The sequence below is a fragment of the Paenibacillus sp. RC73 genome, assembly GCF_044908085.1.
GTDB classification, from domain to species: Bacteria; Bacillota; Bacilli; order Paenibacillales; family Paenibacillaceae; genus Paenibacillus; species Paenibacillus terrae_A.
In genome coordinates this window covers 248,995-273,265 of the sequence record NZ_JBIYCV010000002.1, presented here as the reverse complement: position 1 = coordinate 273,265, position 24,271 = coordinate 248,995, and the positions used below count along the sequence as shown (strand labels likewise).

Below are 24,271 nucleotides of genomic sequence, written 5' to 3'. Positions count from 1 at the left end.
TTATCCTTTGCGTACAGCTTGGGTTACGGAATCCTCTACCTTAATGCAGCGATCCATAATAACCGTCATTCCATGCTCCTGCGCGATGTCAGCGGCTTCCTGGCTGATAATGCCCTGTTGAAGCCACAAAACCCTGGCACCAATGGCAGCTGCCTCACGAGCAACCTCCGCGCAGTACTCACTGCGACGGAATACATTGACCAGTTCCACAGGCTCAGGTACTTCTTCGAGACTTGCATAGCAAGTTTCTCCTAAAATCGTTTGCCCCGCTGCTGCAGGATTAACCGGAATAATCCGGTATCCCCGCTTTTGCATAGCATAAGACACCATATACGAGGTCCGGTCCGATTTATCAGACAAACCCACAACCGCAATGTTGCCTACTTGTTCCAAAATGCTTTTGATCTCTTCTCTTGACGGATTTTCAAAAGCCATCCTGTCCCCTCCTGTTCACTTCTAAAGCTTACTATTATTTTACCCACTCTACAGAGGCGCCAAGCGTCGTCAGATGGTCAAAATATTGCGGATATGATTTGGCAACATGATGCGCATCCTTGATCACCAGCGGTTTCTGGGCCCGTAGACCGACTACCGTCAAAGCCATAATAACACGGTGATCAAAATGCGCGTTGATTTCAACGCCGCCTTCGACCCCCTCCGGTCGGCCATGTACGATAATTTCAGCCTGACGTTCCTCCACGCGAGCTCCGGCCTTGGTCAGTTCGTTCAAATAATCGGTAATGCGATCACATTCCTTGTACCGCAAATTTTCCACATTATAAAAACGGGATGTGCCGTCAGCAAATACAGCGGCAGCCACCATGGCCAGCACAGCATCGGTTGCAGCATCGCCGTCAAACTCGATTGCCTTCAAACGTCCATTCCCCTTCACGACAACTGTGTCGTTCTTGTGCGTCAGCGGTACTTCCATCATACGAAGCACATCTACAATAGCACGTTCTCCCTGCTTGCTCTGTTCCTTTAGCCGATGGATGGTGACATCCGAGTTCGTTACGGCAGCCGCTGCCAGCACCGCGGCACTGCCCGGGTAATCCCCCTGCACTGTATACGTGCGCGGCTGATAAGATTGTCGTCCCGGAACACGGAAAGACAAATAATCGTCACTTGCATGAATGATTATACCTGCCTCTTGGAGCACCTCCAGCGTCTGACCAATAACCACCTTGGATTTCAGATCATGCAGCACCTCGATTTCGCTGTCTTCCTCCAGTAAAGGTGTAAGGAATAGCAAAGCGCTCAAATATTGTGAGCTAACCGAACCGGACACCTGAATTTTGCCGCCCTTAGCTTGACCGCCCTGGATACGAATTGGCAACTTACCTTCGCGATGGTCCACTCTCACACCCAATTGGCCCAGCGCATCAATTAGATCATCATGTGGTCGTTTACCCAATGAGTCAGGATATGTATTAACGAAAGTAACATCCGGACATAAGGATGTAATTCCCATCAAAAAACGGAGCACCGCTCCGGCATTCCCCACATTTAACTCCTTCACAGCACGAGGATGGCTACCAAAACCCGTAATGACAATTTTTTCGTCATCCTCTTCCAGCACTGCCCCCAGATCAGCGATACAACGACGCATAGCATCACTATCCTCACTGTGTGCCGGAAAATAAATGGTACTTTCTCCATCGGCAAGCGCTGCTGTGAGCAGATAGCGTGTAGTGTAGTTTTTGGAGGACAAGGCCCCAATCTCTCCCTGCAAGGAAGGGGTAGGTCTAACGATAACATCCATATTGTACATGCTCCTTTTCGATTCAAACCATCCTAGTTTACGTTAATTATACAAGCTGTAGCGTTCATTTCTCTACCCAAAAAAATATACAATATTCATCTAGGTCTTTCGGAGTTTAATCCAGCAGGTTGATTAGTCTCTATCTTTCTTTAGGATTAACCCAATTGACAGCTTAGAGATAGCTTCGCTATCATACATAGAGAGTGTGATGTTTTGCACACGTCAATAACACACGCAGCACCCATTATACATTAGAAAAGAGGTCCAGCCATGACGCAAATCGCCCTGATTGAACCTTCTGAGCTTCGCGCACGCCTGCAAGCAGGAGAGCAACTGCAATTGATCGACGTTCGCGAGGCAGAAGAAGTAGCGGAAGGCATGATTGACGGTGCCAAGCATATTCCGCTCGGACAGATTCCGAGTCGTCTTGAGGAAATTGAACGTACCGGTGAAATTATCTTTATTTGCCGGAGCGGTTATCGCAGCGAACGAGCCTGCGAATATTTACAACAGCTCGGTTATGAAGGCTGCACTAACATGACTGGCGGTATGCTGCAATGGTCACAAGAGCAGTAAAATGCTGCTCACCACAAGAGACGGGATCTTCCCGTCTTTTTGTTACAACCCAAAGCTTAGACGCGGTAATGCGTTAAAATATCTTGTCGTTATCATACCACAGCGCCAAAAGATTACACAATCCTCTAGCTTCATCCTCATCCAATCAACTATCCACGAAAATCAAAAAACGGAAGCTTCTTCTACCACAAGGGTAAAAAAAGCTTCCGCTGTATTACATCGATGCTATCCTTACATATCCATCAATTTATTAGAACCACTGGTGATGGAACACGCCTTCTTTGTCCACACGTTTGAACGTATGCGCACCGAAGTAGTCACGTTGCGCTTGCAGCAAGTTTGCTGGCAGACGCTCAGTACGATAGCTGTCATAGTATGCGAGCGCGCTGGAGAAGCCCGGCACTGGAATACCTTGAGATACAGCCACGGAAATCACCTGACGCCATGCGTTTTGGTAAGTTTCTACTACATTTTTGAAGTAGGAATCCAGCAACAGGTTTTTCAGAGCAGGATCGCGGTCATACGCATCCTTGATGTTTTGCAGGAATTGCGAACGGATAATGCAACCGCCGCGGAAGATCATAGCAATTTTTCCGTATTTCAAATCCCAATCGTATTCATCGGAAGCTGCACGCATTTGAGCAAACCCTTGAGCATAAGACACAATTTTACTTGCGAACAATGCTTTACGTACGCTTTCGATAAATTCTTTTTTGTCTCCGCTGAAGGATTCAGCATTAGGACCGCTCAGCACTTTGCTTGCCGCAATGCGCTCGTCTTTCATAGCAGACAGGAAGCGGGAAAATACGGATTCGGTGATCATAGACAGTGGCACGCCCAGATCCAGCGCGCTTTGGCTTGTCCATTTACCAGTACCTTTTTGACCTGCTGCATCCAGAATAACGTCTACCATTGGTTTGCCTGTTTCGGAATCATATTGGGAGAAGATGTCAGCCGTGATTTCGATCAGGTAGCTGTCCAGCTCGCCTTTATTCCATTCTGTGAAGATTTCATGAAGCTCTTCCGCATTCACATTCAGGACCGATTTCAACAGGTGATAAGCCTCACCAATCAATTGCATGTCGCCGTACTCGATACCGTTATGCACCATTTTTACATAGTGACCAGCACCGTCGGGACCGATATATGTACAACAAGGGTCGCCTTCTACTTTTGCAGAGATTGCTGTCAGAATCGGCTCTACCAGCTTGTAGGCACTTTCTTGTCCACCTGGCATAATTGCAGGACCGTTCAAGGCACCTTCTTCGCCACCGGATACGCCTGTACCAATAAAGCGAAATCCTTTTTCCTCCAGCTCCTTACTGCGGCGCTGTGTATCAGGGAAGTAGGCATTGCCGCCGTCTATAATAATGTCGCCCTTGTCCAGATGAGGCACAAGCTGCTCAATCGTGGCATCCGTTGCTTTACCAGCTTGAACCATGATCAGGATTTTACGGGGCGATTCCAGTGAGTTCACAAATTCTTCAATGGAGAAAGTACCCGTCAATTTCTTACCTTCTGCTTCTTTGATAAGATCGTGCGTTTTTTCGGGAGAGCGGTTAAATACCGAGACGGTGAAGCCTCTGCTCTCAATATTAAGGGCCAAATTCTTACCCATTACCGCCAGGCCGATCACACCAATCTGCTGTTTTGCCATCTGGTTCCTCATCCTTTGCAACATATTTTTTATTCTATATCGCCGCTTTACCGCATTACACTTTATGTGAATCGGAACACGTGCAATTCTATTTTAACGTTTTTGGTGTCAGAAGTGAACCCCTGTCTATTCGCAGATCAAAACACCCCATTTTCATGAGGTGTTCAATTATACTAAATCTACATCATTATGCTTCCATCATCAGCAGTTGGCGGGATAGCGCTTGCAGGCGTTCATGGCAGTTCTCGGCTCTGGTCGTATCTCCCTCTGTCATTGCCGTGAAAAGCTTCTCCAATTCATCATCCACTTGCATTCTGAGCAGCAGCAGTCGGGTCTCTCCCTCATTGGAAATATACATTTCCTCCATCTCCTGCACTGACAGCACTGGTCCCTTCTGATAAATAACGCGTTGCTTAAAACCAGTAACCTCAACCAGACGAATGACCTCACCGAACAAAATATTTTCCACCAAAATATGATGGTCCTTGACTCTTTTGACAATGGCATGGCCTCGGGTGCTTCCAATCAGCTTTTCCAACCACTCCGCCAACTTGGCGTCGCGGATCACATAATCTCCGGCCAACTTGTAGTGCCCTGTACGCAATTGTTGAAAACGAAGCTTCACCAGCTTGCGTCCGGTCCTTACCGACAGCACCAGGTACGACTCATCCTCGCTCCAGTACAGCGAATATCCTTCCGATATCAAATCCTTGATCAGATTATGGATATGCCGACGGCTAAACCGGAGCTCCAAATTACAATATTCTACCTCGCAGCCCTTGTTCACGGCATTCCCTCCTTTTTCAAGTCCGATTCAAGAAGTCCGGCTACAGCAAGCCTGCGGCTTTCCCGCTTGATCTTCCCTTGCTCTATTTTATACTTCATTTTATGTAAGGGTACTTGGTTATTTGACCTATTTTTATGAGTAACAACGCACAATCCTACTTTTGCCTTATACTCTTGTCCCAAACCCGGCCTAAAGTCGGTCAAGCCTGATGGCATTATGCTATAATCGGACATATTACGCCACACGAAATGGCTTAACCCAGTTACAGGAGGAAAAGGTATGACATTCAGTGGATTTACTGCAAAGGACTTTGATGTTTTTGGAATACCGGGGCTGGAGCCTCGCATGGAGGTACTGATTGAACAGGTTCGACCCAAACTGGAAGCGATTGGTGCGGAGTTGGCTCCTTTCCTGACGGACTTGTGCGGCGAGCCTATGCACGTTCATGTTGCAAAGCATGCACGACGCAAAGTAAACCCACCCAAGGATTCTTGGGTAGCTTGGGCGGCGAACAAGCGTGGATACAAGGCGTTACCGCATTTTGAGGTAGGTATGTTTGCTTCACATCTATTCGTCATTTTTGCAATTATTTATGAAAGTCCGAATAAAACTACGTTTGCCCAGGCACTCAAAGCCAACCTGAGCAATGTACGCTCTAACATACCGGATCATTTTTACTGGTCCATGGACCATATGGCTCCGGAAGGTACAGAGCAAAAACAAATGGACGAGAAGGATTTTCAAACGATCATCGACAAGCTACAGCAGGTAAAAAAATCCGAGGTCATGTGTGGTATCCGTATCGACCGGGACGATCCACTCGCCAGTGACGGAGCTGCATTGCTACAGACAGTGCGTTCTACTTTTGAGCGTTTGCTGCCGCTGTACCAAATTGCCTTCTCGAAAGAGTAACCAGCATTAGCTAATCAAGCTGCTATTCAGGCTTTGGCCGTCTTTCTGCGCGGATTACGCGCCAAAGCCAAATGACAGCCGAACATAAGCAGCATTACAACTCCGCTGATGATAAATGGAGCTGTGTGTCCAGCGCGGTCCCACAGCACTCCTGAAACGAGTGGACCGATGACCATGCCGGAGCCTTGGAGTGTCAGAAAAAAGCCCCATACCGTCGCTCGTTCGCTTTCCGGGATCAATTTAGCGAGGAAGGTATTCCATGCAGGTAAAATAAGCGCATAGCCCAAGCCAATGAGCGCTACGGATACGAACACAAGCGGAATGGATCGGACGGCGGAAAAGAAAAACAGCGTAATCCCGGCAAGCAAAAAACCGGCGTGCAGAAAATACTCTGTTCCCAGCCGATCCACCAGCTTTCCGCAAGGAATAAGCGCCAGCACCGTCACCCCGCCGCCCGCGATCAAAAATACACTGTACAGATTCGGCGAAATGCCGAGGTCTGTCCGGGCGTACAGTGTCAATACTGGGCTGATCAAACCGATAACAAACGACTGCAAAAACAGCGCCGGGTAAATTAACGGGTTTACATCAAGTTTTGTTTTGAGAGAGTTGAACGTTTCCTTGATTCCTCCCAGTAGCTGCTTCTTTTGCTTCGCGAGACCGTCGGAGGACACCAAGGCGCTCCGTTGCAGCGCTCCTTTGTCAGCAGATTTTTTGCGTCCGGGCAGCATAAGGGAGACCAGCAATAACAAAATGCTGCATCCTGTCAAAATCATAAACACCATTCCGTAGGAATGACCATAATGTGCCATAGCGAAATTCATAACAAGCGGCCCCATTCCTGTTCCGCCCATGGACGCAATTTCCAATGTGCCCATCGCCGCACCATTGCTGTTATTAGGCCCGGACATTTCAGTCGTTCCAGTCATGACACAAGGCCAGAGCGGAGAAGTGCCCAGACCGAGCAGCAGACAGGCGACTACGAGCCACACTGGCTCTGTCAGCACGCTTAGCATGATCACCGCTACAAGTGTGAACAGCAACGCGGTCGACATCGTTCCCCGGTAGCCGAGCCGTTCAGCTATCCAGCCCGCCGGTGCCCGGAACGCATTGTCACCAAAATACTGGAGCGAAAAGGCCAGACCGATGATTCCGGCTGACAGTCCGAGCGTTTCTCCCATATATACCGGCAGGATAGCTACCAGAAGAGATCCCTTCATAAATTCAACCAGAAATACCAGTACCCATAATTCCGCAAAAAAGGGAGACCATAACCGCCGAGGATTTTTTTCTCTTCCGATTTGTTTCATCTGTCCCACATCCTCTACCTTCGTTTTTTCGTCATAAAGTCCGGGTTGTCTCCATGCTCCTCTCATTCACAAATAAAAGCACCGTCAACCGCTTGCATTCCTACTTCAAACTGCTATACTCAATTTTGTTCTATTATCACTTGCCAGGATTGTCGAAATCCTGCACGAAAGGTTGTGACAACACTAATGAATCAAAGCAACACCCCGCTTTTTACTGCTTTGAAAAAGCACGCTCAGAGCAACCCGGTTCAATTTCACATCCCAGGTCATAAAAAGGGAGTGGGGGCAGATCCGGAATTTCGCGAATTTATGGGGGATAATGCCTTTTCCATAGATATGATCAACATCGCTCCATTGGACGATCTGCATCAACCTACGGGTGTCATCGAAGAAGCCCAAAAGCTTGCGGCAGAAGCCTATGGAGCAGATTATACTTACTACAGTGTACAGGGTACAAGTGGAGCTATCATTACTATGATTATGTCCATCTGCTTGCCAGGTGATAAAATTATTGTACCCCGAAATGTACACAAATCTATAATGTCTGCCATTATATTGTCTGGAGCAAAGCCTGTATTCGTATCTCCGGTCAGTGATGAAAATCTTGGTATTCACCACGGGATTACAACCAAGTCCGTACGCCGGGCACTGGAACGCCATCCTGACGCCAAGGGCGTCCTCGTCATCAACCCGACATATTACGGTGTGTGCGCCGATTTGAAAGAAATAGTTGATCTCGCTCACAGCTATAATGTGCCGGTCCTGGTCGATGAGGCCCACGGTGTACTCATTCATTTTCATCCTGATCTGCCGATGTCCGCCATGGAAGCGGGAGCAGATATGTCAGCTACAAGCGTCCATAAGCTAGGCGGTTCCTTGACACAAAGCTCGATTCTGAATGTGAATACCAAAAACGGATACGTCAATCCGCAGCGTGTGCAGACGATTTTCAGTATGCTGACAACGACTTCCACTTCCTATATCCTGCTGGCTTCTCTGGACACATCACGCCGCAATCTGGCTCTCAATGGCTATGAAATAGCGCAACGTGCGCTTGATTTGGCCGAATACTGCCGTGCAGAGGTCAACAAGATTGAAGGATTATATTGCTTTGGCAGTGAAATTCTCGGTACAGAGGCAACCTATAATTATGACGCGACCAAAATCACCATTCATATTCGTCATCTAGGCCTTACTGGGTACGACGTGGAAAATTGGCTGAGAGAAAACTACAATATCGAGGTTGAGCTTAGCGATATGTACAATATTCTCTGTCTGGTGACCCCCGGGGATACGAAAGAGGACATTGAGATTTTATTGAAGGCTCTGCGTGAGCTGGCTGCTATTCATTATTCTACAGGTCAGCAGCATGAACTGGATGTAAAAATACAGGAAATCCCCCAGCTCTCCCTGATTCCGAGAGACGCTTTTTACGGAGATACGGAAGTGGTACCATTCAAGGAATCTGCTGGACGCATTATTGCAGAATTCATTTATGTATATCCGCCAGGTATTCCGATCCTGCTGCCGGGCGAAGTGATCTCACAGGACAATATTGATTATATTGTCGATCATGTGGAAGTAGGCCTGCCTGTTAAAGGGCCTGAGGATCGAACGGTACATCAAGTGAAGGTTATCGTCGAAACGGACGCCATTTCCTAAGCCTCCTGAGCCGTAACAAGCTTGAAAAATCTTATAAGCATCTTAAATGCTTAACAAAAAAAGCCCCCGATTGGGGGCTTTTTCATCAGCTTACAAAGTTGTAGCAGCCGATAGATCCAAGGTTATTCGTATTGGGCAACCAGCTCGCTGTATGCCTCTTCTACACGTTTCCATTCATCTTCGTCCTCGATATTGTAAAGCACCATTTCTTCGTTTTCTTCTTCCATACGAAGAATAATGCCGTCTGCTTCAGGATTGCCGCGCTCCAGCAGGAGAGCGTAAACGTGATTTTCTACGTCAAAGGTCTCTACCAGCACCATTTCTACATCTTTGCCATTTTCATCAGTTAGCGTAAGAACCATTTCTTCATGTTCGTGGTCATGATCGTGGTTGCAGGCTTCACCGTGTTCATGTTTGTGATCACTCATGGAAATACCTACCTTCAAATTGTTTTATTTTCCCCCGTATCGTAACATGATCAAGGGTACAGGTCAATTTGTGGTATGCCTAATTTATCGCTGTAATGACTTTTTCGGACACCAGTGTATAGCTGCTGTCTTTACTTTCTTTAATGTAGAAACCAACCCGGTAATTCCCTGCTGTTTTAAAATCATACGTAAAGTCGTTGGTACGGAACCAAAAGTTATCCTTTTGTGCTCCGCTGATATCCTGGGACTGAATATCTTTCACGTTACCCGCCGGGTCAGTAATCGCTACCTTCACTCCGGAGATATCCGCTTTCAACGTATCAATCTGACTGAATACATTGAATTTCACTTTGTTGCCTTTATTCACGTTACCGAACACCGTATCGCCCTTAAACAAGAACATGTGTACATTTGGTTGGTCGAAAACAACTTTTCCACCGGACGGATCAAAACTGACAATCCCGTTAAAATCCCGAATGGGCACATACGTTTTGCCATCAATGACAACCGCGCCATCCTTCGACACCTCACCGTTAATAATCAACTTCACTTGGTCCTTGGCGGATTCCGCCGAAATAACGGTCCCTCCCATTATCGAAAAGGCCATCACTAGGGCCATAACTTTTCTCCACTTCATCGCTAGATATCCCTCCATCATTATCTGTTAAATAACTTCTGTCTTACATTTATACCTAGCTCAGTTCCACAAGTTGCGCTAGGCATCACAAATTGTCCAAAGTTTTTGATATGGCGTAAAATCTTTAATTTCTAACAGCATCGATGGTAAGATACGACTGAAGAGGATTTATACACATTTAGCCTGGAGGGTGAAATACGAATGAGCCTGACCATACAAATGCTAGGCACAGGCAGTGCCTTTGCCAAAAACTATTACAACAATAACGCACTGCTGGACAGTGGAGAAGGCAAGCTGCTAATCGACTGTGGAACAACCGCTTCGCTGGCTCTGCACCAAATGGGTGTCCCATTGCCCGAAATTGACGCCATTCTAATCACCCACATTCACGCCGATCATGTCGGGGGTCTGGAAGAGTTTGGCTTTCAAATGAATATCCTACATGGTCGCAAACCTGTGCTTTGTATCGCAGAACCGCTAATTCATCCATTATGGGAAAATACGCTCAAGGGCGGCATGTCACAGCAAGGAATGATTGGCAAGCTGGAGGATGTGTTTGAGGTAAACGTGCTGACGCCTGGTGAACCCACCAGCTTAGTATCCGGCATCGAAGTTGAACTCATTCCTACCCGTCATATCCCCGGTAAAGACAGCTACTCCCTGTTCATTAATGACCGTCTTTTTTATAGTGCGGATATGACCTTTGATCCAGATCTGCTGAATCAACTGGTACACGAGCGAGGCTGTCGCAGCATTTTGCATGAGGTTCAATTACAGGGTGCAGGAGAAGTCCATACGACGTTGGACGAGCTGCTCAGCTTGCCAATCCAGCTTCAAGAGCGGATTCGTCTCATGCACTATAGTGACGACATGGAGCAATTCAAGGAAAAAGCTGGAGTCATGTCCTTTCTGGAGCAGCAGCGCGTATACAACATTGTGGAGCTGGAACGCACAGAGCAAAAATAATACTGGATACAAAGTGAGAAAGCAAAAAGCCGCCGGGTTTCCAACTGGAAAAAGAGCCCGGCGACTTTGGCATATACTTGCGTGTAGTTATGTGCTTAGTGATAGATGCTTGAAATGAACGTCAGAACAACGGCAACTGATCCAAATTATTCGTAGGATCTCCATCAGCATCTCCGCGAATCCGGTTGCTTCCGTCCTTGGCTTTGAAAACATTGACCCCGGCAATCGAGCCTGCTTCAATTTCATTTAGAGCCTGACTGTAATCCAGAACCCGTCCGGTAGATGTCTGAAATGACGTCAGATCACCATCACCGTTTTTACGTACTGCCGTAATTTGTTCCCGTTCTACATTAGCCATGCTGCATCGCTCCTTATCCATAGTGTAGTGGAGGAACTTTTACTAGCATGCACCCTATGCAGAATTATATGCATCTTCGGGCTGCCGGCTACAGCTTTTTGCGCATGCGCACATGTGGAATCCCGGCATCGTCAAAAGGTTCTTCCGAAATCGTCTCGTAACCGAGCTTCTCGTAAAACTTTTCAGCTTGACATTGAGCATCCAGCAGCGAATGCCGCAGCCCCAGCTCACGTGCGCGTTCCTCCAGAGCCAGCAGCAATATACGTCCGTACCCCCCGGAGCGATGCTCCTTGAGAACCGCAATACGTTGCATTTTAGCTGTATCTTCCTCATAATAGGTCAAGCGTCCCGTTGCCACCATCTCACCATGATCAGAGATCAACAAATGATGTGCAGTATCCCCCAGCTTGTCAAAATGGTCAATTTCTAGATTGAGAGGAACTTTCTGCTCCTCGACAAACACCTTAGTACGGATCAATATCGCTGCCTGTAGCTGTTCTTCTGTCGTCACACTAATAATTTCTGCGGCCATCATCCGCTCCCCCTTATCACTGCTTCAATTTGCAAACCCACTAAATTTGAATTATATATATAAATGGTAATGAAGTACAAGCTTATTTCTATTTTTCTACTTTACATTTATGGTTAATACATGATATTATCTAATAACCGAAGGACGGTAGCTCAGCGGGAGAGCATTATCTTGACAGGGTAAGGGTCATGGGTTCGATCCCCATCCGTCCTATACGTCAAAAAGCCTTGATACTCAAGGCTTTTTTGTTTGCCTGAAAATAAAAAAGTCTCATAGTTAGAACTCCAAGTGACTTATTGTGTATATCCCCCTCTCTCTTCTTCATTCACTTTATCCACCTGTTATAAAAATCTCTTCCTATCTATGGAATGAAATAAATTCTATTCCTGATTGAAAGACCCATCCAGCTCCATAGTAGCTTCGCTATGACAAAACTTACATTTAATAAAAATTATTGAAAATATAATGAAAATTAAATGTAATTTTCAGATAAAAATGATTGAAAAATATTTTCATTTTCATAAATTTTCTTATGTAAACACTTATATAACCATTTTTCACACAACATACTTGTTCACTTGGTTTAAAATAAGGCGTATACTGGTTCACGAATTGTTCAAGGTTTAACTAAATGTAATTTTCTAGAAAGAAGGAATTAGAAATGCGTGCTTTTCAATTGACGGAAGATGGTTCTATCGAAACCAAATTAACCGGAAAGGAATTGCTGGCTAATCCACTACTGAATAAAGGAGTGGCTTTTACTCTTGAAGAACGGCAGCAGCTTGGACTTGACGGTCTCCTTCCTCCTACCATATTGACTATTGAGGAACAGGTTCAACGGGTTTACGAGCAATTTCAGAGCCAACCGGATAATTTGCGTAAAAATATCGCGTTAAACGATCTGTTTAACCGGAATACAGTCCTTTACTATCGCTTGCTCTCCGAGCACCTAAACGAAATGCTTCCGATTGTTTATACTCCGACGGTCGGTCAGGCTATACAGGAATACAGTCATGAATACCACAAACCCGGCGGTATGTATTTATCTATTGGTAACCTTTCCGCCATTGAAGAAGCTTTTAAAAATTTGAGCCTGGACCCTGAGGATATTGACCTCATCGTAGCCACGGATTCCGAAAGTATTCTGGGAATCGGGGACTGGGGAGTTGGTGGAATTAATATCTCCATCGGTAAGCTTGCCGTGTATACCGCTGCTGCCGGAATTGATCCTAGCCGGGTGCTGGCAGTTGTTCTTGATGCAGGTACGAACAACGAAAAACTGCTGGAAGATCCTTTATACATGGGGAACCGTCACAAACGTGTTCGCGGAGAACAATATGACCAATTTATTGACACCTATGTTCAAACTGCACTGTCTTACTTTCCGAATGCGCTACTGCACTGGGAAGACCTGGGCAATGTCAACGCCCGGAACATTATCAATAAATACGGAAGCAGTATTCTGACATTTAATGATGATATCCAAGGCACTGGTGCAGTTACGCTCGCAGGTGTTATGTCTGGTGTTAAACTGTCCGGAGTCCCACTAAGCAAGCATCGAGTTTTGGTCTTTGGTCCAGGAGCCGCCGGTATCGGTAATGCAGATCAAATTAGTGCAGCCATGATGCTGGAAGGACTATCGGAAACCGAAGCAAGAAGTAACTTCTGGGCTTATGATTACCGCGGCCTGCTTACTAATGAAACAGAAGGACTTTTCCCATTCCAGGTTCCTTATGTACGGGATGCCGCAGAATGTCGTGATTGGGAACGTGCGGAGGACGGCAAAATTCCACTTTTGGAAGTTATTCGCCGGGTGAAACCGACCATTATGATCGGAACCTCCGGTGTTACCGGAGCATTTAGTGAGGAAATCGTTAAAGAAATGGCCAAGCATACAGAACGTCCTATTATTATGCCTATGTCTAATCCAACTCCACTGGCTGAAGCAACTCCGGAAGACTTGATCCGCTGGACTGAAGGAAAAGCATTGATTGCAACAGGCAGCCCTTTTGAACCAGTAACCTATAATAATGTTAAGTTTGAAATTGGACAATCCAATAATGCTTTCGTGTTCCCTGGTCTTGGACTTGGCGCGATTGTAGTGAAATCCAAAATCATCACAGACAGCATGTTCGCCGCCGCTGCCCATGCAGTAGCCGATATGGTCGATTTGTCACAGCCTGGAGCTTCCCTGCTGCCGAAAATCAGCGAGTTGCGTGAAGTATCTGAAGCAGTAGCTGTAGCAGTTGCAGAGGCTGCCGTTCAGGATGGCGTAGCACGTCACCAGCCCGATGATATCCGCCAAGCGGTTCGGGATGCAATGTGGGACTGCAAGTATAGACCAATCAAACAGAATGGCAAAGAAACGGTCCTGGTTTAAGATTAGCGAACAACGTCAGGTTGTACTTGCATACAAACAAAGTAATTATTGATTCCCCGATGTCCGCCATCCATTTGGCGGACATCTTCATTATTGGAGGCGACATCATGGCTACAGGTCATATTTTTATCATTTTAATTCCTATTTTCTTTGTTATTTTAATTGGTTATGTTGCAGGTTTGTTCAAAGCATTTAACCCTGCTTCTTGGGATTATCGGCTTTTATATCGTATTGCTCGTAGGATATCGCTTAATTGCCAAAAAAGCTCTGACCGAATCCTCCATGTTCGCTTTGAATTCAACTCAGCCTTCTTTTGCGTTTATGGGAATACCGGTTCTCGGCAGCTTATTCGGAAGCGCTGCTGTCGCCATTCCGACTGCGATCACTGGCATCGTCGTTAATGCGATTCTTGATCCACTTGCAAGTATTTTAGGAACGGTCGGTCAGCGCAACTCAGAAACGAAGGAACAAGGCAACTTGTTTAAAGTTACTATGAAATCAGTCCTTCACGGACTCAGCGAGCCACTTGCCTGTGTACCGTTGATCGGCGTCATACTCACCCTTTGTGGATTTCAGGCTCCGAAGTTGCTGCAATCCATGTTTGATCAAATCGGCAACGTCACTTCTGGTACAGCCTTGTTTGCCATCGGGGTAACCATCGGAATCAAAAAGATTACGTTCAGTCCCAAAGCAATTAGCATTGCTGTACTGAAAGCCATCGTCATGCCTATAGTCATGCTAGGCATCGCTGTACTCGTAGGACTGTCCCATGAAGATATAACCAAAGCTGTACTGCTTGTTGCATTTCCAGGCTCGGCGGTAGCCGCTATAATTGCTACCCGCTATGAAACGCTGGAAACGGAAGCCGCATCTGCATTTGTCATCAGCTCAGTATTGTCGCTTATTTCCCTCCCCTTGCTCATTTCATTGCTTATATAAGGGGCAGGATTTTCTATAAGCCTCGACGTGATGCAGACATATACATGATCTTAGGGTGCTCGTCTGTTCCTTAATATCTTATTTTTTAAATATTGTCCAAACAATAAAATGAATTATTCATGCCGACAAGCGGTCGTTCCACAACGTTCTTTCGTTGTAAGCCACCGTTGTTATTATGTAGCCTCCCATTTCCTTTTCTCCTCCAAACCCCATTTTTCCCATATGAAAGTGAAAAGAATCTTTGTCGGTTTTTGTCACTATATTTCACCAATATGTAACCGATATTCTCCAAATTTAATAAATATCTAACATTTAGAAAGCTAATTGACGAAATATATAAGGTATAGGTTGTATATTAAAAATATAGTTCAACTTAAAGGAGAAGAAGCACGTGAAAAACTTGAAGTGGAGTACTATGTCCTTTTTTGGTAAAAATCTATTGATTTCATTCCTTAACATCGTATTGATCGGTACGATTCTCATCACATCCAGCTACATACTTCAAAAGAACATTCTGACCACACAGTTGCAAGACCAGGTTAAGGTGTTAACCAAAAAATGGGCAAATGATGTCGATAAAACGAAAGTAGAGCAAGCCTTGACCGAGAAAGATTATAATGGCTCTGTTCAACAGGATTTACGCAAATTTCTCGACTCCATTCACACCTTTTATCCTAATGTTGCCCAAGCTTACATATTTGGTACAGAGTTAAAAGAAGGAGACCAAACCTCCATCATTGGCGTTCCCACAAATCTGGTTCAATCGTTCCAAGATTCCAAAATGAACATAGGGGATATGTATGCTCTTCCTATTGAAAACGTAAACGCCGTAAATGAAATGCTAAAATCGAAAGAATCGGCGTTGAGCAGCTTTTATTCCGACGATTATGGCACATGGACTACCATTGTTTATCCCATTACTGATGCAAGCGGTAAAATTACGAGCGCCATCTACTTTGACGTAGACGCAAGCTCAGTGCCTGCCGGACTTCATAAACTGCTTTTATACGGTGTATCCCTGCTCATTCTGTTCCTTGCTATTTTCTTAACCATTCAATATTTGCTGGTAAAACGTACCCTTTCCCCGATTCGCAGCTTGATGAAGGGCATCGAGGAAGTGAGCGAGGGCAATCTGAATGTTAGCATCAAAACAGGCCAGGATGATCTTGGCATTATCAATCAAAAGTTTAATACCATGATCAAACGTATTAACGATACGATGGTAAAAGTACAGGATACGACGCAAGAGGTTACAGGATCAGCTCAGGAATTGCTAAGTATTAGCGAGAAAAACAGTGAGAATACGAACATCATTAATAGCAATATTCAGGAAATAACCCAAGGACTTGAATCCCAGGATCAAGCTGCGCTTGAAAGCTCCCGGGCTATGAATGAAATGTCTACGGTTATCCAAACCATTGCCGAAAGCTCATCTTCCGTATCAGATCAAGCTTATTCCATGGAAAAACGCTCGGTAGAAGGCAACCAGGTAGCCCAGAAGCTATCTACTCAAATGGATTCTATCTCTACTACAATAGAAAGAACAGTTGATTCCGTTAATGCGCTACAGAACCGATCTAACGAAATCAGTAATATCGTAAGCATCATTACAGGCATTGCCAGCCAAACCAATCTGCTCGCACTGAATGCCTCCATTGAGGCCGCCAGAGTAGGTGAGGAAGGTAAAGGCTTTGCAGTAGTAGCAGGAGAAGTGCGTAATTTGGCTGAGCAATCTCAAGAATCCGCTAGACAAATTGCCGAGCTTATTGGGGAAATTCAAAAGGAAATTGAACAAACGGTAGAAGGAATGAGTCTAGGCGCGAAGGAAGTTCAAGTCGGGCTGGAAGTCACACGTCAGACGGGCGAAATGTTCTCGGAGATTTTGAATGCGGCCAATAATGTATCGTCACAAATTCAGGAGGTATCCAGTGCGACGCAGCAGATTTCAGCCAGTACGCAGGAAATGTCAGCAACCTCTGACGAGCTGTCTTCCACAGTAAGCAAAACAGCAGACAGCAGCAAACAAATTGAAAACACCATTGGAGAACAGGCTGAGTCGATGGCTTCTATCGTCAAAGCTTCCGACAAGCTTACCATGATGTCCGGGGAGTTAGGAGAGCTTATTTCATTCTTCAAGGTAAACCGGAAATCCTAACGATCTACCTTCAATAAACCAACGAAAACAAAGAACCTCTATTCTGCACATTGTGCGGATTAGAGGTTCTTTGACATACTCGTCACGTACTCTAGTTTATAAAGCCTTCCAGCGCTGAGGTTGGCTTACCGTCAGCCTGCCAAGCACCTTTGTTATAGCCCTGATTATAACCTGGGGTTGCAGCCGGCTCCCAATAAAATACTCCCAAGCCTTTGCCGCCCGTGATACTACGAACCTTCGTTTTGATGTCGGCAATAAATGCCTTTGAGGTTGCAGGTTCATTATATTCCATTCCGATTTCACTGATAACAATACCTTTGCCGTATTTTGCAATGAGATCATTGGCATTGGTAATCGTCTGGTTCACTTTTCCCTGCCAGTTCGAAGGAGACGGATACAGAGAAAACCCGATGAGGTCAAACTGAGCTCCATTGTCAATTAAGCCGCCAATATTCCAGGCTAAGGTGGAGCCACTATCCCCGTTTGCCAGGTGTACGATCGTTTTAGTACTGCTGCTTACCGATTTTACAGCATTATTCCCTGTATTGACGAGCCAGGCGTAGTTTTTCATGTTCACTGAGGCTTTGCCGTCTTCCCAGAGCATTCCATTGTTCGTTTCATTGCCGATTTGCACCCAATCCGGTGTTACCCCCTTGCTTTTCATCGTGTTCATAACATAAACCGTATGAGACCAGACCGCATCCATAAGTTGCGTAAATGTAAGATTTCGCCACGCATAAGGTTTGTTCTGCTGCCCGGGATCAGCCCATGAATCGCTGTAGTGCAGCGTCAGCATGACGCTCATACCCAATTTTTTAGCTCGCTGCGCCAGTTCTGCTGCCTTTTCGGCATTCATGTATCCGCTTCCATAATCCTTCATGTCAGGGTTTACCCACACCCGGATACGCACCGAGTTGATCTGATAATCGTCCCGCAAAATTTGCAGCACATCTCCGCGAACCCCTTTTTTATCCTTCCAGGTCCTACCTTGCGCTTCCATTCCTGCTACCCAGCTTATATCTGCTCCTTTGGCAAAAGCAGGGGCGGCCGAGGCCGCACCTAATCCCGCAGAGCCAAATGGATACAAAAAGCTGGATAACAAGATCAACATCACAAATACCATAGTCCGTTTACTTGTTTTCATAAGTCATCCCCCATCTGAATTGTGTACCCCTCATTGTCTCTGACAAATCTACCCAGATCCCTCATTCGGGAAAACGTCAGCCATCACACTCTATACTATTTCCGATTTACTCCGCTCTGTCTTTAGTACCTTAACAGCATAGGCATCCAATAGAACCTTGCCGTCTTCCACCACATGATTTTCGAGCATATCCGCATAAATTCGTCCATCCAGCCTAATCTCTTGCGGCTCATGAGTGAAATTCAGCATGAAAATATAATCATGGACTCCATCGGTACGAATCGCCGTATTCACTCCATGCGGCAACTGAACATCGAGTGCTTTACTAATTCCTGCGCCATCAATCAAACTTCTGTAAAAATGACTGTTGAACGATCCGGTGTTGCGTGAGGCGATATAATAAGCTTTTCCCTGTCCCAAGCGGTTCACCGTCAAGGCTGGGCGTCCTGCATAAAAGTCTGAACCGTATACAGCCAGTACCTCTGCACCTTCCGTATGAATGAGATCGCACAGTTCTACAGCCTCATATTCGCCATGCAGATCCAACTCATTGCCTTCAACTGGCAAAATATGATTACGGTCGTGATCATGCAGCCCGTCAATCTCTTCCGACCAGATCCCAAGCGTCTTACGAAGCGGCCCCGGAAAGCCTCCAAGGAAGCACAAATCATGTTCATCCACAATACCGGACCAATAGGTTGCTACAAAAATGCCACCGCTTTCAACAAACTTTTGTATTCGCTCACCTACACCGCTGCGCACCATATATAGCATTGGAGCTACCACAAGTTTGTATTTGGAGAAATCTGCATCCATATGAATGACATCTACAGGCACACCCTGCTCCCACAAAGCCAAATAATGTGCTTCGGCTGTCTCCTCATATTTTACACCTTTATTACGTGGCCCTTGTGAGTCGTTGACCGCCCAGCGATTCTCCCAATCAAAAATAACTGCCGCCTCTGCTGGTACAGATGTGCCGATAACCTCCTCCAGTTTTTCCAGCGCGTTGCCCACATTTGTCACATCCCCAAACACCCGAGTATGCTCATGCCCCACATGATCGACGACTGCACCATGCAATTTTTCACTCGAACCGCGGCTTTTCCGCCACTGGAAATACTGGACTGTATCTGATCCGTGTGCCACAGCCTGTAAAGACGATAGCAGATGCATACCCGGCCGCTTCAGCTTGCTAATCTCCTGCCAATTCGTCAAGCTTGGCGTACTCTCCATCAGCATCCAAGGCTTCCCGCCCTTGATTGAACGGATAATATCATGCATCATGGCCACTTTGGCAGCCTGACGGCTATCATCTCCCCCACGGTCATGCCACGTTGGATAGCTGTCCCAGGATACAACATCGAGCAGATCGGCAAACTTCCAGTAATTCAATCCTTCAAAAAACTCCATCAGATTTGTGGTGACCGGAAGCGCCGGGTTTGCAGCTTTGAGCGGTATAATCTCATTTTTGATAAAATCTCCGGTCTGATCAGTTACAAAGCGTCTCCAGTCCAAATTCATAGCATGGACCTGCGTTTCACCGTGAGGGGCCGGAGATTCGATTTGACTCCAATCCGTAACCGTATGACTCCAAAAGGTCGTCCACCATGCGTGATTAAGCTTATCCAACGTGCCGTATTTATCCTTCACCCAAACGCGAAATGCCTCCTGACAATAATCACAGTGGCAATCCCCACCAAATTCATTGGAAATATGCCAACCAATGACAGCCGGATGATTTGCATAACGCTCGGCCAGCTTCGTATTCATGATACGTACTTTTTCCCGGTAGACAGGCGACGTAGAACAGTGATTATGACGAAACCCGTGCAAGTTACGGACACGGTTAGCCTCCACACGCAATACCTCTGGATATTTCTGCGACATCCAGGCCGGTCTTGCTCCACTAGGAGTAGCCAAAAACGCATAGATCCCGTTTTCAGCAAACGAATCCAGGATACGGTCCAGCCATTCGAACGTGAATACACCCTCCTCAGGCTCCAATGAAACCCATGAGAATATGCCGACGGACATCACATTACATTTAGCCTGCTTCATCAGCCGAATATCCTCATTTAGCACCTCGGGATAATGCTGCCATTGCTCCGGGTTATAATCCGCCCCATGCAGCATACGTGGAACTCGCTCACTGATTGGCGGGTATTTGATTATGTTTTGCTGTGACACTATAAATCATCTCCTTTTAATCAATGCTGTTTACTCCTTGACAGAACCAAGCGTCATACCTTTAACAAAATACTTTTGTAAAAATGGATATACAATCAGAATAGGGGCTGCACCAATAAAAATTTGCGCTGCATTCACTGTCGTTTGCGAAAGCAACTCCATCTCTTTGGGACTCATACTCATGGAGCTCATATCCTTCTGAATGATTACCGTTTGCAGGAATGTAGCCAATGGATAATCCTTGGCATTGCTCAAATAAAGCAGGCCATCAAACCATGAGTTCCAGTGAAATACCATACTAAACAACGCAATCGTCGCAATAGATGGCATGGATATCGGCAAAAATATACTAAACAAGGTCCGAAAATGACCTGCCCCGTCAATCAGTGCGGCCTCCTCCATCTCTTTGGGTATTCCTCTAAAAAAGTTCAACATGAGGATTACCAGAAATGTATTGACCGCTCCTGGCAAAACAAGTACCCAAAAGCTGTCCATTAGATGAATCTTTTGAATAACCATATAGAATGGAACCAGGCCACCGTTAAAAATCATACTGAATACAAACAGCCATGAATATACGTTTCGGCTACGGAACACAGATGTTTCCTTTGAAAGTGGATAAGCAGCTAAGAAGGTAATGAGCAGCGTCAAACCAGTTCCCAGCACGGTCCGGAGAACAGAAATCCAGATAGAGTGCAGAAAAATAGGATTATTCATCGTCTTCTTGTAGGCTTCTAATGAAAATTGCACTGGCCACAGTCCAACCAGATTGGCGTCTGCTGCTGATTTGGCACTAAATGATACCGCCAATACATGAATCAGCGGAACGATACACAGGATGGATAAAAACACAAGCAAACAAATATTAAACACATTGAAGATGCGATATGCCGTTGTTTTATGATACATGACTCTCCCTCTTTCAGCCTCGTAGAATCAAAATATGCGGTAACCTGCCCATTTGTAAGCAAGTCGATAAGATATCAGAATGAGAACCATACTAATAACGGATTTGAATAACCCAATGGCGGTAGCAAAGCCCATTTCCCCATTAATTAAGGCTGTCCGGTAGACGAAGGTGTCAATAATATCGCCTTTTTGGTATACCAACGGATTATAAAGGTTAAAAATCTGGTCAAAACCGGCATTCAGGACATTGCCGAGTGCAAGCGTACCGACAACCACCACCATAGGAATCAACGAAGGTACAGTGATGTGTAGCGTCTGTCTCCAGCGGCTTGCCCCATCCATCTCGGATGCTTCGTACAACGAAGGATTAATGCCCGCCAGTGCGGCGAGAAATACGATGGTGTTGTAGCCAAACTCCTTCCATATATCCGACACAATGACAGTAAAGCGAAACCAGTTATTATCTCCCAGAAAGAAAATGGGCTGGATCCCGAAACTTCCGAGAATACGGTTCATAAATCCATCTGTAGCCAACAGGTCAACCAGAATTCCGCCCAAGATTACCCACGACAGAAAGTGTGGCAGGTAGACCAGTGTCTGAATGGAACGCTGAAGTCCAACCTTGCGGATTTCATTGAGCAGTATAGCAAAAACAAACGGAATCAGCAGATTGAAAAACATCTTTAATACCGCGATAATGAGCGTATTCCAGACGACCTGAAGACTGTCTTCCCGTTGAAACAAAAAGCGGAAATTGTCCAGTCCAACCCACTCGGAACCGGTTATGCCGAGCCAAGGCTTGTAATTTTGAAAGGCCATCACAATGCCGCCCATCGGAATGTAGCTAAATACAATTAAGAAAATGATGGCTGGCAGCAGCATAATATGAAATGGCCACGTACGTTGCAGACTTCTCATTGCAGTTCCTCCTGTAACTCTCATGTTATACTTCAATTATAAAGACGATTCTACTCTCCCAACAGTTCAAAAAACCAACATACATGGCACAAAAGCAATCATTTTTTAGTCTCACCCGGTGAATGAAAGTCTATCTCGCAAGCATCATTATAATGCATTCATTTCCAATTCATTCTGATAATCTGTATTAAAAAGGCTGCCCGTTTGGGACAGCCTGTTAACCCGTTTTAACTGTTATTACTTTTCAACACTTTTATACCATTCGTTCACTTCATTTGTAATTTGTTCGCCTCCGGCAGTCTTCCACGTCTGCACGAAGGTGTCAAAGGCCGAAATCGGCTGTTTACCATAAATAATTTCATTGAAGGTCTGGTTTTCAATCTTGTCCAGATAGTCCTTTTTAGCCTTCATCGTTGGCGTAGTAGGCCCCGTGAACTGATCCTTCATGGAGATGTCCTTTTGTTCCATCAACACCTTGGCAGCCGCAGGAGTGCCTTTCCCGTAATTAACCATTACATCCTTCTCCAGACGGGTCTTCGCTTCCCCGCCGTTAGCCAAGCTTAACAAAGCTTTCATTTGGGCATCAGGTATACGCGCACCATCACGAACCAGCAAATAACGAACAGAGTTTACATAACCTCCTGCTATTTTGTCGATCGGCAACAGCTTTCCGCCCGCATCCAAATCATAGTCGTAGCCCTTAAACATCCCGTTCGCCAAATCCCCTTCCGATTTGGCATTTGCAAAGTGATCAAACAGGTAATTTTGATAGGTGAAAAAAGCTTCAGGATGCTGCATTTGTTTGTTGATCAGTACGACACCATTGGTGTATTGCGTACCGTGCCGCATGGCTTTACCGTCAGGCCCTGCCGGAATCTTGATCGGCTTCCATACGGCGCCCGGCGCATTTTTGACCGTGTCCTGAAGCGGCCAGCCGCTCATCCAGTATGGGCCCGGGATCATACCTGCTGTTCCCGCGACTGTGGGTTCTGCCGTCTTATTCTCATCCCACAATGCTGCTTCCTGCGGAATATATCCCTTTTTGAGCCACTCGCTAAGCTTTTGTAAACCCGGCTTCATGCCAGGCTGCACGGAGCCATATTCCAGACTGCCGTTCGTACCTTTGTTCCACTGTTGCGGGAGTGTACCGTATGCCCCAAAAATCCAGGACGGGTCACCCATCCAAGTGTTCATGGACGTTTTGAAACCGATGCTGAGCGGAATAACTTTGTCCGGAGACAATCCGTCCGGATTTTTGTTTTTAAAAGCATCCATCACTTTTTCCAGCTCATCCATCGTCTGAGGGGCCTTCATGCCCAGCTTGTCCAGCCAATCCTGTCGTACCCACAACACATAGTCATGATTATAGGCGAAATCCAGCACAGGAATACCCATTTTTTTGCCATCCCGACTATATTGGTTCCATACGTTCGAATCCTGATTCATCGCTTGCTTCCAGGAATCCGAAGCATACTTATCGAACAACGGACCCGCTTCCGCAAACATACCGGAATCGATCATATCCTGTGCCAGTTGCTCATTCTCCGTCCCCAGTACAACGACGTCCGGCATCTCCTGACCTGAGGACATAGCCAAACGCAGCTTGGTGGCAAATGCACCATTCGTATCCGTGACAGACCAGAGTGATTTTACATTAATCCCGAATTTCTCTTTAGCCCACTTCGTCGCAACGTTATTTTCGATAGATTCGCCATTTTTAAATTTTAAGGCGGGATCTACACCCCATACTGTGGAAATTGTGACTTCCGGATTGTATTTTTCTTTGTATACGTTTTCAGTTTTAGCTGTGCTAGCCGCATTTCCATCATTCCCCGACCCTGAGCAGCCCACAAGGCCAACTCCTATTACCATAGTTGCGGCGAGCAACGACAACAGCTTTTTTTTCGAATGAACTCGCATATTGTTCCCCCTTAAAAAATCATTTTCTACTCTTTTAATTATAAGAGGGCTTTTCTACGCAGCCTATGTCACAAAATAAATATTTCTGCACCTTTCCCAACTGATCTTTACTATTCTCTTCTTGGTCTC

General features: G+C 45.8%; 20 protein-coding genes, 1 tRNA gene and 1 pseudogene. 8 read left to right on the top strand and 14 right to left on the bottom strand.

Annotated elements, in window-relative coordinates; translation table 11 throughout:
• Positions 1 to 435, bottom strand: a complete 435-nt coding sequence (locus ABH897_RS04775; protein ID WP_283652415.1) for a CoA-binding protein — start codon at positions 433 to 435, stop codon at positions 1 to 3.
• Positions 436 to 469: 34 nt separating this feature from the next.
• Complete coding sequence (aroA, locus tag ABH897_RS04770) at positions 470 to 1,762, bottom strand: 3-phosphoshikimate 1-carboxyvinyltransferase (RefSeq protein ID WP_404580532.1); 1,293 nt, start codon at positions 1,760 to 1,762, stop codon at positions 470 to 472.
• A gap of 270 nt (positions 1,763 to 2,032) precedes the next feature.
• Between aroA and ABH897_RS04765 the strand changes: the two genes are divergently transcribed.
• Positions 2,033 to 2,338 carry a rhodanese-like domain-containing protein gene (locus ABH897_RS04765; RefSeq protein WP_014282339.1) on the top strand — a complete coding sequence of 102 codons (306 nt, stop codon included), beginning with the start codon at positions 2,033 to 2,035 and terminating at the stop codon, positions 2,336 to 2,338.
• Positions 2,339 to 2,588: 250 nt separating this feature from the next.
• On the opposite strand, the gene gndA is transcribed toward ABH897_RS04765, so the two are convergent.
• Together gndA and ABH897_RS04755 are read right to left on the bottom strand one after the other, a co-directional pair.
• Entirely contained in the window at positions 2,589 to 3,995 is a 1,407-nt protein-coding gene (gene gndA / locus ABH897_RS04760) for an NADP-dependent phosphogluconate dehydrogenase (protein WP_044648633.1), read from the bottom strand.
• A 187-nt stretch (positions 3,996 to 4,182) separates the two neighbouring features.
• Positions 4,183 to 4,782, bottom strand: a complete 600-nt coding sequence (locus tag ABH897_RS04755) for a hypothetical protein (protein ID WP_283652417.1) — start codon at positions 4,780 to 4,782, stop codon at positions 4,183 to 4,185.
• A 279-nt stretch (positions 4,783 to 5,061) separates the two neighbouring features.
• Here ABH897_RS04755 and ABH897_RS04750 point away from each other — a divergent pair, with 279 nt between their 5' ends.
• Entirely contained in the window at positions 5,062 to 5,694 is a 633-nt protein-coding gene (locus tag ABH897_RS04750; RefSeq protein ID WP_283652418.1) for a YktB family protein, read from the top strand.
• A gap of 26 nt (positions 5,695 to 5,720) precedes the next feature.
• Here the strand turns inward: ABH897_RS04750 and ABH897_RS04745 are convergent, their stop codons facing one another.
• Entirely contained in the window at positions 5,721 to 7,004 is a 1,284-nt protein-coding gene (locus tag ABH897_RS04745) for an MFS transporter (protein WP_283652419.1), read from the bottom strand.
• Between the two features lie 186 nt (positions 7,005 to 7,190).
• On the opposite strand from ABH897_RS04745, the gene ABH897_RS04740 reads away from it, so the two are divergent.
• A complete protein-coding gene (locus ABH897_RS04740; protein WP_044648638.1) occupies positions 7,191 to 8,666 on the top strand; it encodes an aminotransferase class I/II-fold pyridoxal phosphate-dependent enzyme in 1,476 nt (491 codons plus the stop codon).
• Positions 8,667 to 8,788: 122 nt separating this feature from the next.
• Here ABH897_RS04740 and ABH897_RS04735 read toward each other — a convergent pair whose 3' ends face one another.
• Both ABH897_RS04735 and ABH897_RS04730 read right to left on the bottom strand, forming a co-directional pair.
• Positions 8,789 to 9,094: a DUF1292 domain-containing protein gene (locus ABH897_RS04735; protein WP_025684269.1), complete on the bottom strand. Its 306-nt coding sequence runs from the start codon at positions 9,092 to 9,094 to the stop codon at positions 8,789 to 8,791.
• 79 nt (positions 9,095 to 9,173) lie between these two features.
• Positions 9,174 to 9,731: a hypothetical protein gene (locus ABH897_RS04730; RefSeq protein WP_044648639.1), complete on the bottom strand. Its 558-nt coding sequence runs from the start codon at positions 9,729 to 9,731 to the stop codon at positions 9,174 to 9,176.
• Positions 9,732 to 9,932: 201 nt separating this feature from the next.
• Here ABH897_RS04730 and ABH897_RS04725 point away from each other — a divergent pair, with 201 nt between their 5' ends.
• Positions 9,933 to 10,697: an MBL fold metallo-hydrolase gene (locus tag ABH897_RS04725; protein ID WP_044648640.1), complete on the top strand. Its 765-nt coding sequence runs from the start codon at positions 9,933 to 9,935 to the stop codon at positions 10,695 to 10,697.
• 121 nt (positions 10,698 to 10,818) lie between these two features.
• Here the strand turns inward: ABH897_RS04725 and ABH897_RS04720 are convergent, their stop codons facing one another.
• Together ABH897_RS04720 and ABH897_RS04715 are read right to left on the bottom strand one after the other, a co-directional pair.
• Positions 10,819 to 11,055 carry a DUF3892 domain-containing protein gene (locus ABH897_RS04720; RefSeq protein ID WP_283652420.1) on the bottom strand — a complete coding sequence of 79 codons (237 nt, stop codon included), beginning with the start codon at positions 11,053 to 11,055 and terminating at the stop codon, positions 10,819 to 10,821.
• An 88-nt stretch (positions 11,056 to 11,143) separates the two neighbouring features.
• Entirely contained in the window at positions 11,144 to 11,587 is a 444-nt protein-coding gene (locus ABH897_RS04715; RefSeq protein ID WP_044648641.1) for a GNAT family N-acetyltransferase, read from the bottom strand.
• A gap of 141 nt (positions 11,588 to 11,728) precedes the next feature.
• On the opposite strand from ABH897_RS04715, the gene ABH897_RS04710 reads away from it, so the two are divergent.
• The 4 genes and pseudogenes from ABH897_RS04710 to ABH897_RS04695 all read left to right on the top strand — a co-directional run bounded on the left by ABH897_RS04710 (position 11,729) and on the right by ABH897_RS04695 (position 17,061).
• A tRNA-Val gene (locus ABH897_RS04710) sits at positions 11,729 to 11,800 on the top strand.
• A 448-nt stretch (positions 11,801 to 12,248) separates the two neighbouring features.
• A complete protein-coding gene (locus ABH897_RS04705) occupies positions 12,249 to 13,967 on the top strand; it encodes an NAD-dependent malic enzyme (protein ID WP_283652421.1) in 1,719 nt (572 codons plus the stop codon).
• Positions 13,968 to 14,074: 107 nt separating this feature from the next.
• Positions 14,075 to 14,906 (top strand): annotated as a pseudogene (locus tag ABH897_RS04700) (AEC family transporter).
• A gap of 391 nt (positions 14,907 to 15,297) precedes the next feature.
• Positions 15,298 to 17,061, top strand: a complete 1,764-nt coding sequence (locus ABH897_RS04695) for a methyl-accepting chemotaxis protein (RefSeq protein WP_404518821.1) — start codon at positions 15,298 to 15,300, stop codon at positions 17,059 to 17,061.
• A gap of 91 nt (positions 17,062 to 17,152) precedes the next feature.
• Here ABH897_RS04695 and ABH897_RS04690 read toward each other — a convergent pair whose 3' ends face one another.
• From ABH897_RS04690 to ABH897_RS04670, 5 genes are all read right to left on the bottom strand, one after another.
• The gene (locus tag ABH897_RS04690) at positions 17,153 to 18,205 is read right to left on the bottom strand and encodes a glycoside hydrolase family 53 protein (protein ID WP_404518820.1); all 1,053 of its coding nucleotides are present in this window, start codon (positions 18,203 to 18,205) and stop codon (positions 17,153 to 17,155) included.
• Positions 18,206 to 18,295: 90 nt separating this feature from the next.
• Positions 18,296 to 20,341, bottom strand: coding sequence for a beta-galactosidase (locus ABH897_RS04685; protein WP_404591450.1), 2,046 nt, complete (start codon positions 20,339 to 20,341; stop codon positions 18,296 to 18,298).
• An 84-nt stretch (positions 20,342 to 20,425) separates the two neighbouring features.
• Entirely contained in the window at positions 20,426 to 21,304 is an 879-nt protein-coding gene (locus tag ABH897_RS04680) for a carbohydrate ABC transporter permease (RefSeq protein ID WP_283652425.1), read from the bottom strand.
• Positions 21,305 to 21,331: 27 nt separating this feature from the next.
• A complete protein-coding gene (locus ABH897_RS04675) occupies positions 21,332 to 22,222 on the bottom strand; it encodes an ABC transporter permease (protein WP_283652426.1) in 891 nt (296 codons plus the stop codon).
• Positions 22,223 to 22,459: 237 nt separating this feature from the next.
• The gene (locus ABH897_RS04670; RefSeq protein WP_283652427.1) at positions 22,460 to 24,142 is read right to left on the bottom strand and encodes a type 2 periplasmic-binding domain-containing protein; all 1,683 of its coding nucleotides are present in this window, start codon (positions 24,140 to 24,142) and stop codon (positions 22,460 to 22,462) included.
• Positions 24,143 to 24,271: the final 129 nt, after the last annotated feature.